This is a genomic window from Catenulispora pinistramenti, assembly GCF_018274385.1.
GTDB classification, from domain to species: Bacteria; Actinomycetota; Actinomycetes; order Streptomycetales; family Catenulisporaceae; genus Catenulispora; species Catenulispora pinistramenti.
This window is the reverse complement of sequence record NZ_JAAFYZ010000035.1, coordinates 1-13,846: the sequence shown is the minus strand read 5'-3', so window position 1 is coordinate 13,846 and position 13,846 is coordinate 1. Positions and strand designations below refer to the sequence as shown.

At 69.5% G+C, this 13,846-nt stretch carries 11 protein-coding genes; 7 read left to right on the top strand and 4 right to left on the bottom strand.

Translation table 11 applies throughout. The features are described 5' to 3' along the window. Window positions 1–2: 2 nt before the first annotated feature. Complete coding sequence (locus tag KGQ19_RS13035; RefSeq protein WP_212009369.1) at window positions 3–905, top strand: STM4011 family radical SAM protein; 903 nt, start codon at window positions 3–5, stop codon at window positions 903–905. On the opposite strand, the gene KGQ19_RS13030 is transcribed toward KGQ19_RS13035, so the two are convergent. The 4 genes from KGQ19_RS13030 to KGQ19_RS13015 form a co-directional block, all read right to left on the bottom strand. Continuing rightward, window positions 868–1,938, bottom strand: coding sequence for a DUF6745 domain-containing protein (locus KGQ19_RS13030; protein WP_212009368.1), 1,071 nt, complete (start codon window positions 1,936–1,938; stop codon window positions 868–870). The two genes, KGQ19_RS13035 and KGQ19_RS13030, sit on opposite strands and share 38 nt — an antisense overlap. Continuing rightward, window positions 1,938–2,282, bottom strand: a complete 345-nt coding sequence (locus KGQ19_RS13025) for a DUF8820 family protein (RefSeq protein ID WP_212009367.1) — start codon at window positions 2,280–2,282, stop codon at window positions 1,938–1,940. The genes KGQ19_RS13030 and KGQ19_RS13025 overlap by 1 nt, the downstream gene beginning before the upstream one ends. Before the next feature lie 149 nt (window positions 2,283–2,431). Beyond that, entirely contained in the window at window positions 2,432–5,308 is a 2,877-nt protein-coding gene (locus KGQ19_RS13020; protein WP_212009366.1) for a VWD domain-containing protein, read from the bottom strand. 103 nt (window positions 5,309–5,411) lie between these two features. Beyond that, complete coding sequence (locus KGQ19_RS13015) at window positions 5,412–5,705, bottom strand: LPXTG cell wall anchor domain-containing protein (protein WP_212009365.1); 294 nt, start codon at window positions 5,703–5,705, stop codon at window positions 5,412–5,414. Between the two features lie 473 nt (window positions 5,706–6,178). Between KGQ19_RS13015 and KGQ19_RS13010 the strand changes: the two genes are divergently transcribed. The 6 genes from KGQ19_RS13010 (at window position 6,179) to KGQ19_RS12985 (ending at window position 13,168) form a co-directional block, all read left to right on the top strand. Continuing rightward, window positions 6,179–7,129 carry an ROK family protein gene (locus KGQ19_RS13010; protein WP_230418574.1) on the top strand — a complete coding sequence of 317 codons (951 nt, stop codon included), beginning with the start codon at window positions 6,179–6,181 and terminating at the stop codon, window positions 7,127–7,129. 139 nt (window positions 7,130–7,268) lie between these two features. Further along, window positions 7,269–8,993: an ABC transporter substrate-binding protein gene (locus KGQ19_RS13005; RefSeq protein WP_212009364.1), complete on the top strand. Its 1,725-nt coding sequence runs from the start codon at window positions 7,269–7,271 to the stop codon at window positions 8,991–8,993. A 114-nt stretch (window positions 8,994–9,107) separates the two neighbouring features. After that, window positions 9,108–10,094 (top strand): ABC transporter permease, encoded by a 987-nt coding sequence (locus KGQ19_RS13000; RefSeq protein ID WP_212009363.1) that lies wholly within the window; start codon window positions 9,108–9,110, stop codon window positions 10,092–10,094. A gap of 7 nt (window positions 10,095–10,101) precedes the next feature. Next, the gene (locus KGQ19_RS12995) at window positions 10,102–11,115 is read left to right on the top strand and encodes an ABC transporter permease (protein ID WP_212009362.1); all 1,014 of its coding nucleotides are present in this window, start codon (window positions 10,102–10,104) and stop codon (window positions 11,113–11,115) included. Next, the gene (locus KGQ19_RS12990; RefSeq protein ID WP_212009361.1) at window positions 11,112–12,128 is read left to right on the top strand and encodes an ABC transporter ATP-binding protein; all 1,017 of its coding nucleotides are present in this window, start codon (window positions 11,112–11,114) and stop codon (window positions 12,126–12,128) included. The genes KGQ19_RS12995 and KGQ19_RS12990 overlap by 4 nt, the downstream gene beginning before the upstream one ends. Then, entirely contained in the window at window positions 12,125–13,168 is a 1,044-nt protein-coding gene (locus tag KGQ19_RS12985) for an ABC transporter ATP-binding protein (protein WP_307856407.1), read from the top strand. The genes KGQ19_RS12990 and KGQ19_RS12985 overlap by 4 nt, the downstream gene beginning before the upstream one ends. The last annotated feature ends 678 nt before the right edge of the window (window positions 13,169–13,846 follow it).

Sequence of the window (13,846 nt, the reverse complement as noted above, 5' to 3'; positions counted from 1 at the left end):
TGATGGATCTGTCGATTCTCTACCGCGGGCCGCTGGCCAGTTGCGACTACGACTGTGGCTACTGCCCGTTCGCCAAGCGTCGCGATTCGCCGGAGACGTTGCGGGCCGATCGTGCGGCGCTGGAGCGGTTCGTCGCGTGGGTGACCGCGCAGACCGAAGACCGGATCAGTGTTCTGTTCACGCCGTGGGGCGAAGCGCTGACCCGGAGCTGGTACCGGCGGGCCCTGGTCGGACTCAGCTGTCTCGACCACGTCGGCGAGGCGGCGATCCAGACGAATCTGAGCTCGCGGGCCGGGTGGACGACGGGCGCCGACCTCGATTCGCTCGCTCTGTGGTGCACGTACCATCCGGACCAGGTGCCGTACGAGCGCTTCCTCGGCCGGTGTTTCGAGCTGCGGGACGGCGGGGTCCGGTTCAGCGTGGGCATCGTCGGGGTGCCGGAGCATCTGGCCGCGGCGCGACGGCTGCGCGCTGACCTGCCCGAGGACGTCTATCTGTGGGTCAACGCCGCGGAGGGCCGCACCTACACCGATGCCGAAGCCGAACCGTGGTCGGAGCTCGATCCGCTGTTCCCGGTCTCGCGCTTTCCGCATCCTTCGCAGGGGCACGCCTGCCGCGCCGGTGAGTCCGTCATCTCGGTGAACGGCGACGGCGAGGTGTACCGCTGCCATTTCGTCTCGCGCACCGATCCCACCGAACGCCTCGGGAATCTCTACGACGGCTCATATCGCGATGCCCTGCGGCCACGACTCTGTCCCCTGACACAGTGCGACTGCCACATCGGCTACGTGCACATGCCGGAACTCGGGCTCCACAACACGTTCGCCGGCGGGGTCCTGTCACGGATCCCCGCCGGCGCGCCTGTGCTCAGGTCTGCCGCAGTGGCTGGTACTCGTCCTCGGTGAGGCCGAAGGTCCAGGCGACACCGGCCTTCGCGGTCTTCGTGGCCGGCGGCACCCGCAGGAAGTAGATGTTGAACGTGCCGTCCGGCTCCGGCGAGGAGTTCACGACCTCGACCACGACGATCGGCTCGTCCGATCCCATGTCCATGCGCCACAGCTTCCCGGCTTCGTCCTCCTGGAGCGGCTTGGCGCCGGACTCCTTCAGGAAGCGCTCGGGCGTGTAGTGCTCGACCATCATCCGGCGCAGTTCGGTGTTCTCCTCCGCGCGGATGGCCTCCGCCGTGGTCTCGGCCAGGCGCTGTCCGAACTCCGGGGTCAGCGGGTTCCCGCGCCAGGAGTAGGCGGCGAGGCCGTCGGCGTAGGCCAGGGCCGGGCCGTCGCCGTGGTGCAGGCGGTCCTGGTCGTCCAGGCGCAGGGCCAGCGGGCGCTCGGTGAGGATGACCGTGTTCTCGAAGGGCCACCACCAACTCACCGAGCGGGCCATCCGGCCCAGGCCCGAGTCCAGACCGGCGGCCTCGTAGAGCGGGAGCCAGCCGGCGTCGAGCTGGCCGTGGACCGCGTGCGTCAGCGCGACGCGCAGCGCGGTGCGCTCGGCGGTGTCCTCGGTCTGCTGCTCGACGGCGATGGCGATGCGGGTGATCAGGGTACTCATCAGCGGGGCCAGGTCCCCGCACGTCGCCTGCCAGACCCGGCCGAACTCGCGCGGGCCGAGCCGTTCGGCCAGTCGGGCCCGGCCCAGTGCCCACGGCAGGTCCCTGATGCGGTCCCGGACCGGGGTGCCGAACTGGTTGGCGTCCGCGACGACGAGTCGCGCGGCTTCCAGCGGGGAGCGGCACCAGATGATCGCGGGCGGAGTCGTGTCGGGCAGCGCTTCGGCGTAGAGCCGGAGCACCGCCTCCTCGGCGGCTTCCCGGTCCACGGCCTCGGTCGACAGGGCGACGGCGCGCCAGGCCTCGTGGCCGGCGGCGGCGACCGCGACGATGCCGTCGGCGGTCAGATCGGGCTGTGGGGCCACGTCGGTCGCGGGCGTCGGCATCAGTCCGCCACCACCCGGAACGAGCGCAGCGCCCGCGGCTCGTACTCGCGCTGGCGCACCACCTTGAACCAGCCCTCGGGCAGCGGGATCACGCCGTGCTCCTCGTGCACGACCTTGCCGCCGAGCGGCAGGAACACGAACGCCGGCTCGCTCTCGCTCGGCGCGGGGTAGAAGTCGCCGTTGTCGTGGGTGGCGAGCAACGCGTGCGCGTGCCCGGTGCTCTCGCCGAGCGCCAGCACCATCGATTCGCGCGGCCGGCGCTTCTTGGGTCCGGCCGCGCGGACCCCGGCCGGCACGGCGTTCTCCGTGACCGGCACGATCAGTACGTCTCCTTGGCGGTACACGGCCCCTCCTTGTTCCGCGGCTCCGGCGGCTCCGGTGGCTACGTGGTTCACGGTAGGAGTCGGCACTGACACCCCGGATTCGCGAGGTGTCAGTGCCGACGTAGGGCAGCCGACATGGAGGATCTGACAGAGAAGAGCCGAGACGGAGCTCAGCTGACGATCACCGGCGTGAACGAGTATTGCCCCGTGTCCTGGTCGTCCGACCAGATGATGAGGTCGTACTTCTTCCCCGCTTCCACCGTCTCCATGTCGATATCGGAGCAGACGCCGTACGGCACCAGGACGTTCGGCGCGGGCGAGTCGTCGACGAGCCCCGCCGACAGATCGCAGCCCGTGCCGTTGTCCAGATGCAGCTTGCCCGTCGCGGGTGCGGTGAAGGTGTGGATGTCCACGCGGCCTCGGGCTTCCAGGTTCCCGGACACCGGCTGGCCGACGGTCATCGGGATCCGCTTCTCTTTTGCGGTGAGCAGAACGAAGCCGTACGGGCCGGTGTCGCCGTCGGTCCGTGTCACCGTCAGCGTGTAGGTGCCGCCTTGGTCCACCCGCCACTGGTAGTTGCTCGTGTAGGTGAAGCCCGGCGCGTCAAGGCTCTGATCCGGATCCAGCTTGAAGGTCAGCGTGAAGGCGCCGCTGTCCCCGTTCTCCTTGGTGACGTCGGCCAGCCTGAACACCGTCGCCGGCCCCAGATCCAGGTGGTAGACATCGATCTGGCCGGGTTTGGCGAGCGTGCCGGCGGCTTGGCTGCCGTCGCGCAGGGTCCCGCCGGGTTCGACCACGCCGCCGGGGGGCGGCGTCTGGCCGGTCACGTGCTGGTCCACGTCCTCCGCCGCGGTGGCGAACGCGGGCTGGCCGCTCAGGGCGACGTCCAGGACGCAGGCCTCCGACTCGGGGGAGTCGGTGACGCCGAGCGCCCGGCACAGGGCCCGGGCCTCGGCGACCCGGGTCGGGTCGAGGTCGGCGAGGGTGACCGGCTTGTCGGGGAACGTCTTGTCGGTGAACGTCGCGGTGTTGGTCCCCGGCGGGTAGGGAAGCAGCGAGGTGGCATCGGTGACCCGCCAGGAATCCGCGAACGGCCCGAACAGCAGCTTCGGGTCGGGCGGGTCGGCCAGCACTTGGCCGGTGCTGGTGACCAGATCGTTGGCCGGGTCCCCGTCGTAGTTCCCGAGGAGCCCGCGGGTCTTCCCGCGGGCAGTGGTGGACGGGACCACTACGAGGCTGAGCCCCCAGCTGCTCATGGTGCCGATGCGGGCCTCGGTGCCGTCCGGCCACCGGGTCTCGAACTGCCCGTCGTCGGCGACCACCAGGGTGCCGCCGCCGGGCAGGGTCAGCTCGTCCGTGGACGGCACGATGTCCACGCCGTTGAGCTGGACCCGGATGCCGTCCTGGTCCTGCGTCGCGAAGCTCAGCCGGTCCGGGCCGACCCGCAGCCCGACGGCGCTGTTGACCGAGGCCAGCCGCGAGTCGAACAGCGGCGCCTGCCGGGCCTGCACCTCGATCCCGTCCGCCTTGGCCAGCACGAACTCGCCGACGGTCTGGAAGTCGTAGTGCCGGCCGTCGAACGTCGTGACGTGCGGGTCGCCGGTGCTGCACGACGCGCCGCTGAAATCCGGCTCCGGCGGTTCCGCGTCCCGGCGCACGGCCCGCGGTTGCGCTTGCGGACGCTCCCGATCGGGGATGTTGCACCCGCCGGTGCTGCGGACCGGCGGCGGTGGGGGTGGCGGCTGCGTCGCGTCGCAATCCTTGGCGACCGCGGCGTGGTCCGGATCGGTTCCCGGCGGCAGCGGCTTCGTCCCGTAAGTCGGACGCGGCAACAGCCCGCGATTCGTCCGGTACAGATTCTCGGCCCGGGTGGCTCTGACCTCTTCCCGCTTCACGGGGTACTTGTCACTGCACGGGGTGTCGTCCGTCGTGGCCGCCGACATATCGTCGATGTGGACGAGCTCGTGATACAGCGTCGCGCACTTGTCCTCGGGCACGCCGCCGGCGAACACGAGCGGGGCGTGCGGGTTCCAGAGGACCTGCAGGAGGGTGGGGTCGAAGAAGTTCCGTTGCGCCGAGCTGACGTCGCCGTCCTCCCGGAAGAGCTCGACACGGATGAGGTGGAGGAGGCTGGGCATCATGTCCAGCGGGTCGTCGGTCTTGAATGTCGCGAGGCACTCGTTGTAGTCGGCTTTGAGGTCCGTGTCGGCGCCGTTCATGACGACGATTTCGGCGCTGGCCGCCATCGGCGTGCTCAGGCCGATCAGGGCCGTACACACCGCGACGGCCGTCGCGCGGGCGAGCACGAGTCGGCGGGTGCCGAGGCGGCCCAGGAAAGACAGGGCGGCCGGAATGGCAAGCGCCGCGCCTCCGCCGAACAGCCATGGCAGAACCGGAAGCAGCGGCGTCAAGAAGCCCTTCGCGCAGTGCTTGGTGACCGTGACGGTGACCGTCGCCGTCCCGCTTCCGCCGGGGCACTCGCCCGCGCCGCCCGGCATCGCGTAGGTCACCGCGATCGCGTAGCTGCCCGGCTTGTCCAGCAGCCACCGGGCCTTGACCGTGGTTCCGTCCGGCGCCAGCGAGAGCGCGGACAGAGCGGAGGCGCCTGATTCAGGCGTGGACGACAGGTCCAGCGAGATCCGGCCGCCCGGAGCCGTGGTCTGCGCACTCGCGGCGAGCGCGGACCGGATGTCCACGATGGGCTCCACGACGGCGAAGCCCGGATACAGCGGCACGCCGTCGTGTCGGACCGCGAGTCCGACAGTGCCCTGCGACGACGGCGCCAGACCGCACGGCCGGCCGGTCTGGTTCGTCACCGTGAGGTGCAGGGCGAGCGGGTCGCCCACCTTGACTGTCTGCGGAGCCGAGACCGTCAGACCGAGCCAGGCCGACCGCGTCGCCGCGGCCGCGCGCTGCTGACCGCCGGCGGTCAGCCCCAGCAGGAAGACCGTGACGGCGGCCAGGCAGAGCAGCTGTCCGGCGAACGCCAGGCCGGTGGCCAGGCGCGGGACGCGCAGTCCGCGGGTGTTCGTCGGGCGGGCGCTCATCGCGCGTCCCGGCGAGGGGGCTGACCGGCAGCGGCCCGCAGTCGCAGGCTGCCGAAGCACAGGCCGCCGAAGCACAGGCTGCCGAGACACAGCCCGGCGGCGCTCATCGCGCGTCCCGGCGACGGAGCCGACCGGCAGCGGCCCGCAGCAGCAGCCCGCCGACCAGCAACCCGGCCGCGGCGATGAACGTGGTCTGCGACCCACCACCGGTGTCCGGAAGCGTCCCCCGGGCCGCGGCCCGGGAGACGGCGCGCGCGGGCGGGGGAGCCGTCACGCAGCCCCGGTCGGACGTCGCCGCCGCCGCGGCGACCGGTCGGCGCAGGGCCGCCCCGCTGTCACCGGCCGCCCCGGCCGCCGCGCCCGCGGTCGGCTCCAGGACCAGGTACGCGGCGGCCACGAAGGCGGCGAGACGGAGCGGGCGTCGGCGGGCGCCGGTCCCAGGGGACTGAGAGGAAGTATCTGGATGCACCGTAGTATTCGAGCGCAATACCGACTAATCGGTATGACGACACGCGGAAGGCCGGGGTCTGCGGGCGGTCGGGGCCCAGCGATCGAAGGCTGATTTCCGCCTCGCCGTCGGCGAACGGGTCCAGGCGTCCCGGCCGGTTCCAGACTCTGCGCGCGCAGTCCAGCTGTCCGCATTGGCTTGCGCGGCACGCGTCCGCCGCCGATTTCGCCCGCCCGAAACATCACTGGATGCACATTTTGTGCCCATCGGGGCGTTGCCGAATGGTTACCCGCGCGCGCCGTCCGACCCCTTCCGTCCGCCCAATATTTAGTTTACTTTACTGACGAACTCGCACCACCGTCCCACCGCAGAGCGCACCACGTCCCACCCGCAATGCCCGACATCTCCGTCGAGGAGGACGCTTGCTCCCGCCCCAGACCCACCCCACCGAAGGCGTTGTGCTGGGTATCGACTTCGGCGGCACGAAGACCGCGATGGCGGTCGCCGAGGCCGAGGCCGGAACCCGGCTCGGCGCGGCCACCGTCCCGACCCACGCCGCCGAGGGCGGCAAGGCCTCGCTCGGGCGGGGGCTGCGCGCCGCGCGGGCGCTGCTGGACCGGGTCGCGCCGGGCCGCGAGCCGTTGGCGGTCGGCGTCTCCACGATCGGGATCCCGCGGGAATCAGGGGTCGATCTCGCCCCCAACATCCCCGGCTGGGCGGATCTGGCGCTGGCCAAGGAGATCCAGGAGGCCTTCCCGTCCTCGGCCGTCCGGGTCGAGACCGATGTGAAGGCCGCCGCCCGGGTCGAGGCCGTCGAAGGCGCGCTCCGTGACGCCGATCCGGGCCTGTACCTCAACCTCGGGACCGGGCTGGCGATCGCCATCGTCACCAAGGGCCAGGTCATCGCCGGGCGCAACGGCGCCGCCGGGGAGATCGGCTACAACCTGCGGGCGTTGGGCGACGTCGGCGTGCTCGCCGGGGAGCGCTCGATCCTGGAGGACCAGGTGAGCGGCATCGGCCTGCTGGCCCGGGCCAAGGAGATCGATCCGGGCGCCACCGGCGCCAAGGACCTGTTCGCCGTGGCCGGCCACGATCCGCGCGCCGCCCAGATCCTGCGCGAGTTCACCGAGGAGCTGGCCTTCCACCTGGTGAACCTGGCCATCGCGGTGGACCCGGCCCGGATCGCGGTCGGCGGCGGCATGGTGCGCTCCTGGCCGGCGCTCTACGGCCCGTTGCGCCGCGCGCTCGACAACGCGGTGCCGTTCCCTCCGGAGCTGGTGCAGGCCGCCTTCCCGTTCGACGCTCCGCTGGCCGGCGCGCTGACCCTGGCCCGGTCCGCCGTCGAGATCTCCACGACCTCAAAAGCAATCTGATGACATCCCCGGCAGTTCTCTGTGACGATCGGGGACTTCGCACCACCGGCACGACAGCACCACCGGTAGAGGCAAGGCACCACACCACGAAACCAACCAACTCGGGCGCCACATCCCGCAATCGGAAAGGAAGCCCAGCATGAGGCGTAGCAAGTCGTCATTGCTCGCGATCGCCGTCTCCATAGGCCTGGCGGCCTCCGCGTGTTCCAGTACGAAGCACACCTCGGACTCCAGCAGCGGCGGCTCCACCGCGGCGAGCTCGGCCGGCGGGGCGTCCACCGGGAACGCGAGCTACAAGCAGGGTGGGTCGCTCACCATCGCGAACGAGCAGGGGCAGACCTGGCCGTGCTCGTTCAACCCGTACAACTCCAGCTTCAACCAGGAGTCCCTCGGCTTCATCTACGAGCCGCTGATCTACGTCAACATCCTGCAGGACGCCAAGGAGACGCCGATGCTGGCCTCCGGCTACCAGTGGAACGCCGACAAGACGCAGATCACCTTCACCATCCGCGACGGGGTGAAGTGGAGTGACGGCCAGCCGCTGACCGCGGACGACGTGGCGTACACGTACAACCTGATGAAGCAGACCCCGGCGCTGGACGACTACTCGCTGTGGTCCGCGGCCGGGCTGACCTCGGTCACCGCCAGCGGCAGCCAGGTCACCATGACCTTCAAGCAGAACGCGCAGGTGTACTTCTACACCTTCGCCACGCTGGTCGGGATCATCCCCAAGCACGTCTGGTCCACCGGCGACGCCGCGGCGCACCCGGACACCTGGACGGACCCCAACCCGGTGGGTTCGGGCCCGTACACGGTCAAGTGCACGCCGAACAACATGGAGTACAAGGCCAACGCCGACTACTGGCAGCCCGGCAAGCCGTATGTCAGCACCCTGGAATACCCGGCCTACCTGGACAACGGCCCGGCCAACCAGGACCTGGCCAGCGGCAAGGCGCAGTGGGGCTCGCAGTTCATCACCGGCATCAAGTCCTTCTACCTGAACAAGTCCCAGGACAACCACACCTGGTCCCCGCCGGTGCTGAACGTCTCGGTGATCCCGAACCTGGACCCCTCGCACAAGGCCACCAGCCAGCTCGGCGTGCGCCAGGCCATCGCCTACGCGATCGACAAGGCCAAGGTCTCGGCGATCGGCGAGGACGGCCAGGAGCCGCCGGCCAACCAGACCGGCGTGATCACCCCGACCTTCGACAAGTACAACGACGCGGCGGCGATCGCGGCGGCCGGCTACGACAAGCCGGACCTGACCAAGGCCGCGGCGGATCTGGCGACGGCCGGCTACAGCCCGAGCAACCCGCTGAACCTGACCATGATCTCGATCCAGGGCTACACCGACTGGGACGCCTCGATCGCGGTGATCAAGCAGGACCTCAAGCCGCTGGGCATCAACATCACCGAGAGCTCGCTGACCAACCAGACCTACTTCGACAAGCTCTACAAGGGCGACTTCGACCTGGCCTACGGCTCCGAGCCGTCCGCCGGACCGTCCCCCTACACCGAACTGCGCGCCTGGCTGCACTCGGCCAACACCGCGCCGCTCGGCCAGAGCGCGGCGGCGGGCAACTTCGAGCGCTACAAGAACCCCGCGGTGGACAGCCTGCTCGACCAGTACGCCACCGCCGGTACCGAGGACCAGCAGGTCTCGCTGATCAAGCAGGTCGGCGCGCACATGCTCCAGGACCTGCCGATCATCCCGGTGACCGAGTCCGCGGACTGGTTCCAGTACAACACCAAGAACTTCGGCGGCTGGCCGACGGCGGACAACCCGTACGCGCAGCCGGCGGCGTTCAACTACCCGGACAACGAGCAGGTGCTGCTGCACCTGTACTACAAGCCGGCCCAGTAACCGCGAGACCGCCCCGCTTGCGCGGGGATCGCCGGCGGCGTCCGGAACCGTACCCCCGGACGCCGCCCGCCGTGCCACCTCGCCGTCGCCGCCAGTAAACGAAAGGACAGAGGGTTGAGATATCTTCTGCGCCGAGTAGGGTTCTTCCTTCTCACCCTCTGGGCCGCCCTCACGCTGAACTTCTTCCTCCCGCACTTCATGCCGGGCAGCCCGATCAACACCCTGCGCGCCCAGACCAAGGGCCGGGTCTCCGACGCCCAGCTGGAACAGATCCTGACCTCCTTCGGCTACAAGCCGCACGAGAACATCTTCGAGCAGTACATCCACTACTTCGGCAACATGCTCACCGGCAACTGGGGAGTGTCCCTGGGCAGTTCTCTGGGCACGCCGGTGTCCAAGCTGATCGGCCAGGCGCTGCCCTGGACGCTGGGCCTGGTGGGCTTCACCACGGTGCTGGCGTTCCTGCTCGGCTCGCTGATCGGGACGATCGCGGCCTGGCGCCGCGGCGGCATCGTGGACTCGGTGCTGCCCTCGGTCTTCGTGATCACCAGCGCGCTGCCGTACTTCGTCGTCGGGCTGTTCCTGATCCTGTTCATGACGATCGACAACACCTGGCTGCCGTCCTCGGGCAACTACGACACCTCGATCGTCCCCGGCTTCTCGCCCGGCTTCGTCGGCAGCATCGTCAAGTACGCGGCGCTGCCCGCGCTGACCCTGTTGATCACCTCGATCGGCGGCTGGGTGCTGACCATGCGGAACAACATGATCACCACGCTGGCCGAGGACTACATCCGGATGGGCCGGGCCAAGGGCCTGTCCGACCGCAAGGTGATGTTGAACTACGCGGCGCGCAACGCCTTCCTGCCCAACCTGTCCGGCTTCGCGATGTCGATCGGCTTCGTGCTCACCGGCGCCATCCTGGTGGAGAAGATCTTCAACTATCCGGGCCTGGGCTACCAGCTCTACAACGCGGTCAACAGCATCGACTACCCGATGATGCAGACCCTGTTCATGTTGTTCACAGTGGCGGTGCTCGGCGCGCTGCTGATCTGCGACCTGGTCACCGTCTGGCTGGACCCGCGGACCCGGGCGAAGGGGTGAGGAACCTATGACGACCCTGACATCAGCGGATTCCGCGACCGCCCCGGAGGCGCCGGTCGGTCCGCCCGCGTCCGGCAGGCGCCGGGGCCGCAGCGGCGTGTGGCGCGCGTTCCTGAGCAACCGCAAGGCCAACGTCGGCTTCGGCATGTTCTTCGTGCTCCTGGTGATGGCGGTCTTCCCGTCCCTGTTCACCTCGGTGTCCGATCCGACCGCGCCGGGCAAGTTCATGCCGCGGCTGACCCCCTCCGGCGGGCACTTGTTCGGCACCACCTCGCTGGGCCAGGACATCTGGGCGCTGTTCGTCTACGGCGCCCGCGAGCCCCTGATCATCGCCGTGGTGGCCGGCGGTCTGGCGACCATCGTCTCGGTGCTGGTCGGCGTCTCGGCCGCCTACCTCGGCGGGATCCCGGACGACATCATCTCCTTCGTCACCAACGTGGTGCTGGTCATCCCGACCTTCCCGCTGGTGATCGTGCTGTCCGCCTACGCCGGCAAGCCGACCCTGACGATCATGATCGCGGTGCTGGTGGTCACCGGCTGGTCCTACGGCGCCAACCAGATGCGGGCCCAGGCGCTGTCCCTGCGCAACCGCGACTTCCTGGAGTCGGCGCGGGTCCGCGGCGAGCGCCGGTCCTACATCATCGTCTTCGAGATGCTGCCGACGATGATCTCGCTGATCATCGCCAACTTCCTCGGCGCCGCCCTGTACTCCGTGCTCGCCGCGGCCGGCCTGCAGTTCCTGGGCCTGGGCGACCCGAACTCCGACAGCTGGGGCACCATGCTCTACTGGGCCGACTCCCAGTCCGCGCTGGAGTCCGGCACGGCGTGGTGGGCCATCCTGCCGGCTATCGGTATTGCTGTTCTTGGTGTCGCCTTCGCCCTGATGAACTACGCCTTCGACGAGATCAGCAACCCGGCTCTGCGGCCGGTGAGGAGGCAGCGCGGCAAGAAGCTCGCCTCGCGCCTGCGTCCCGCGTCCGCACCGGCTTCGGCGATCGCCGGCGGAGGTGGGAGGAAATGAGTGAGCCGATGACCGTGCTGAATTCAGACCGCGAAATCCTGCTCGAGGTGCGGGACCTGCGGGTGGAGTACGCCACCCAGAACGGCCCGGTGGAGGCCGTGGCCGGGGTGGACCTGACCCTGGCCAAGGGCGAGTTCCTGGGCGTGGTCGGGGAGTCCGGGTGCGGCAAGTCGACGATGCTGTTCGGCATCGCGCAGCTGCTGAACCCGCCGGCCACGGTCTCCGGGGGCGAGGTGCTCTTCAAGGGCGAGAACCTGGTGGCGATGACCGCCAAATCGCTCAACGCCCTGCGCTGGCGCGACTTCTCGGTCGTGATGCAGAGCGCGATGAACGCGCTGAACCCGGTGCACAGCATCGGCCGGCAGTTCAAGGACGCGATCAAGGCGCACGCCAGGTGGCCGGAGTCGCAGATCAAGGCCCGTTCGGCCGAGGTGCTGGAGCTGGTCGGCATCGATCCGGTCCACCTGAAGTCGTTCCCGCACCAGCTCTCCGGCGGGATGCGGCAGCGGGCGATGATCGCCATGGCGCTGCTGTTCACCCCGGACCTGATCGTGATGGACGAGCCGACCTCGGCGCTGGACGTGGTCGCGCAGCGCTCGCTGATGGCGCAGATCAAGGAGTTGCAGAAGCAGCTCGGCTTCGCGGTCATCTTCGTGACCCACGACATGTCGCTGGTCAGCCACTTCTCGGACCGGCTGATGGTGATGTACGCCGGTCAGGTGGTCGAGCTCGGCGGCACCCGCGCCGTCTTCGACGCGCCCGCGCACCCCTACAGCAGGGGCCTGCTGGACGCGTTCCCCTCGATCCGCGGCGAGGTGAAGCGGCTCACCGGCATCCCCGGAGCGCCGCCGAACCTGGGCCGGCCGCCGTCGGGCTGCCGGTTCCACCCCCGGTGCCCGGTGGCGATGGAGCGGTGCTCGGTGGACGTGCCGGAGCTGTACCTCGTCGACTCCGTGCAGGCCCGGTGCCTGCTGCACGAGCCGGCGGCTGTGAGCGTGGAGGTCGAGTCGTGAGCGAGAACCCGAGCGTGCGGACAGCGGAGCCGGCAGCCGAACCCGCCGGCGCCGAACTGCTCAAGACCGTGAACCTGACCCGGCACTTCCGGATCGGCGGCGGCTTCTCGAGCAACAACCTGCACGCCGTCGACGAGGTGAACCTGACCATCAACCGGCGCGAGATCGTGGCGCTGGTCGGCGAATCCGGCAGCGGCAAGTCGACCATCGCCCGACTGCTGGCCCAGGTCTACAAACCGACCTCCGGCCAGATCCTATTCGAGGGCAAGCCCCTGAGCTCGATGCACGGACGCAAGGCACAGCTGGCCTACCGCAGCGACGTGCCGATGGTGTTCCAGGACCCGTTCGCATCCCTGAACCCGGCCTACCGCGTCTCACACGGGATCGTGCGCGGGCTCAAACTGCACCGCACCGACCTGTCGGCGTCGCAGCGGCTGGAGGAGGCCGAACGCGTGGTCGAGGCGGTCGGGCTGAACCCGGCGGCCGAGATCCTCCAGCGCTACCCCTACGAGCTCTCCGGCGGCCAGCGCCAGCGCATCGGCTTCGCGCAGGCACTGGCCTACCGCCCCAAGCTGATCCTGGCCGACGAGCCGGTCTCGATGCTGGACGTCTCGATCCGCATCGGGCTGCTGAACGTGATGGCGGACCTGCGCGAGGCCGAGGGCGTGTCATTCCTGTACATCACGCACGACATCGCGAGCGCGCGGTACGTCAGCGACCGCGTGATGGTGATGTACGGCGGGCACATCGTGGAGGCCGGTCCGACCGAGTCGCTGCTCCAGGAACCGAAGCACCCCTACACGCAGCTGCTGCTGTCGGCGGTGCCGGACCCGCGCGCGCCGCTGACGGTGGACGTGGAGACGGCGAAGGCCGAGCCACCGAAGGTGGTGAACCCCAAGCCGGGGTGCCGGTTCCGGGACCGGTGCCCGATGGCCGAGGCCATCTGTCATGAGAAGACGCCGGTGCTGCAGGAGCTGGCGCCTAAGCATGAGGCTGCTTGTCATGTGGCGCAGCGGGCCGCTGCTGGGGTGGGGGTTTAGCGCTGCATCAGGCAACCTTTGCCTGGCAGTTTGCGCCGCGCCGTGCCGCGCTGGTTGCTGGTCGCCGGTCGCCGGTCGCCGGTCGGGATTCGTTCCCGGCCGGCGCTGGGGGCTGGCGTGACCTGTGGCTGAGGTGATGGTGCGGGGCTTCTTATGGGCTGGAGTTTGCGGGCCGGGTTGCGGTTGGGGTGTGGGTTTCAAAGCTTTTTACGGCCTTCGGTCATAGTTGAGCCGGTTCGGGGTCCGTGGCGGCGAGTCTGTGTTTCGGCTGCCGGTTCGCGCGTTCACAACCCCGCCCCACCTCAGGCCTCTTCAACTCCAGCAAGTCAGAGCACGAGCAAAGGCCAGATCAAGAGCCACAAGCAAGATCAAGGTCAAGGGCTGTGGTGAAGAGCCGGGCCTCCGGCGGGCCTCGGCAACCTCAGGGAAACTAGCGCGGTTCCCTCGGGTGGCTGGGTGAGTCTCAGCGGCTGCGGTTTGTGGGGTGGTGCGGTCCGTTCCCCACGGTCGCGTCGTCAGCCCGATGGGTACAGCACCGGTGTCCGGGGGTAAAGTCCGCGCGCTTGCGGTCATGCGTGTGAGCTGCGGTTTTGATAGCGCGAACTTGACCCCCGGCCACCGGCACTGTAGGCGAAGCCCTGCCGACGCGACCGAGGGGAACGAACCGAAAACCAGCCG

Coding starts and splice junctions, on each gene's coding strand:
- KGQ19_RS13005 (WP_212009364.1), top strand. CDS start 7,269: ATGAGGCGTAGCAAGTCGTCATTGCTCGCGATCGCCGTCTCCATAGGC.
- KGQ19_RS12990 (WP_212009361.1), top strand. CDS start 11,112: ATGAGTGAGCCGATGACCGTGCTGAATTCAGACCGCGAAATCCTGCTC.
- KGQ19_RS13030 (WP_212009368.1), bottom strand. CDS start 1,938: ATGCCGACGCCCGCGACCGACGTGGCCCCACAGCCCGATCTGACCGCC.
- KGQ19_RS13035 (WP_212009369.1), top strand. CDS start 3: ATGGATCTGTCGATTCTCTACCGCGGGCCGCTGGCCAGTTGCGACTAC.
- KGQ19_RS13020 (WP_212009366.1), bottom strand. CDS start 5,308: ATGAGCGCCCGCCCGACGAACACCCGCGGACTGCGCGTCCCGCGCCTG.
- KGQ19_RS12995 (WP_212009362.1), top strand. CDS start 10,102: ATGACGACCCTGACATCAGCGGATTCCGCGACCGCCCCGGAGGCGCCG.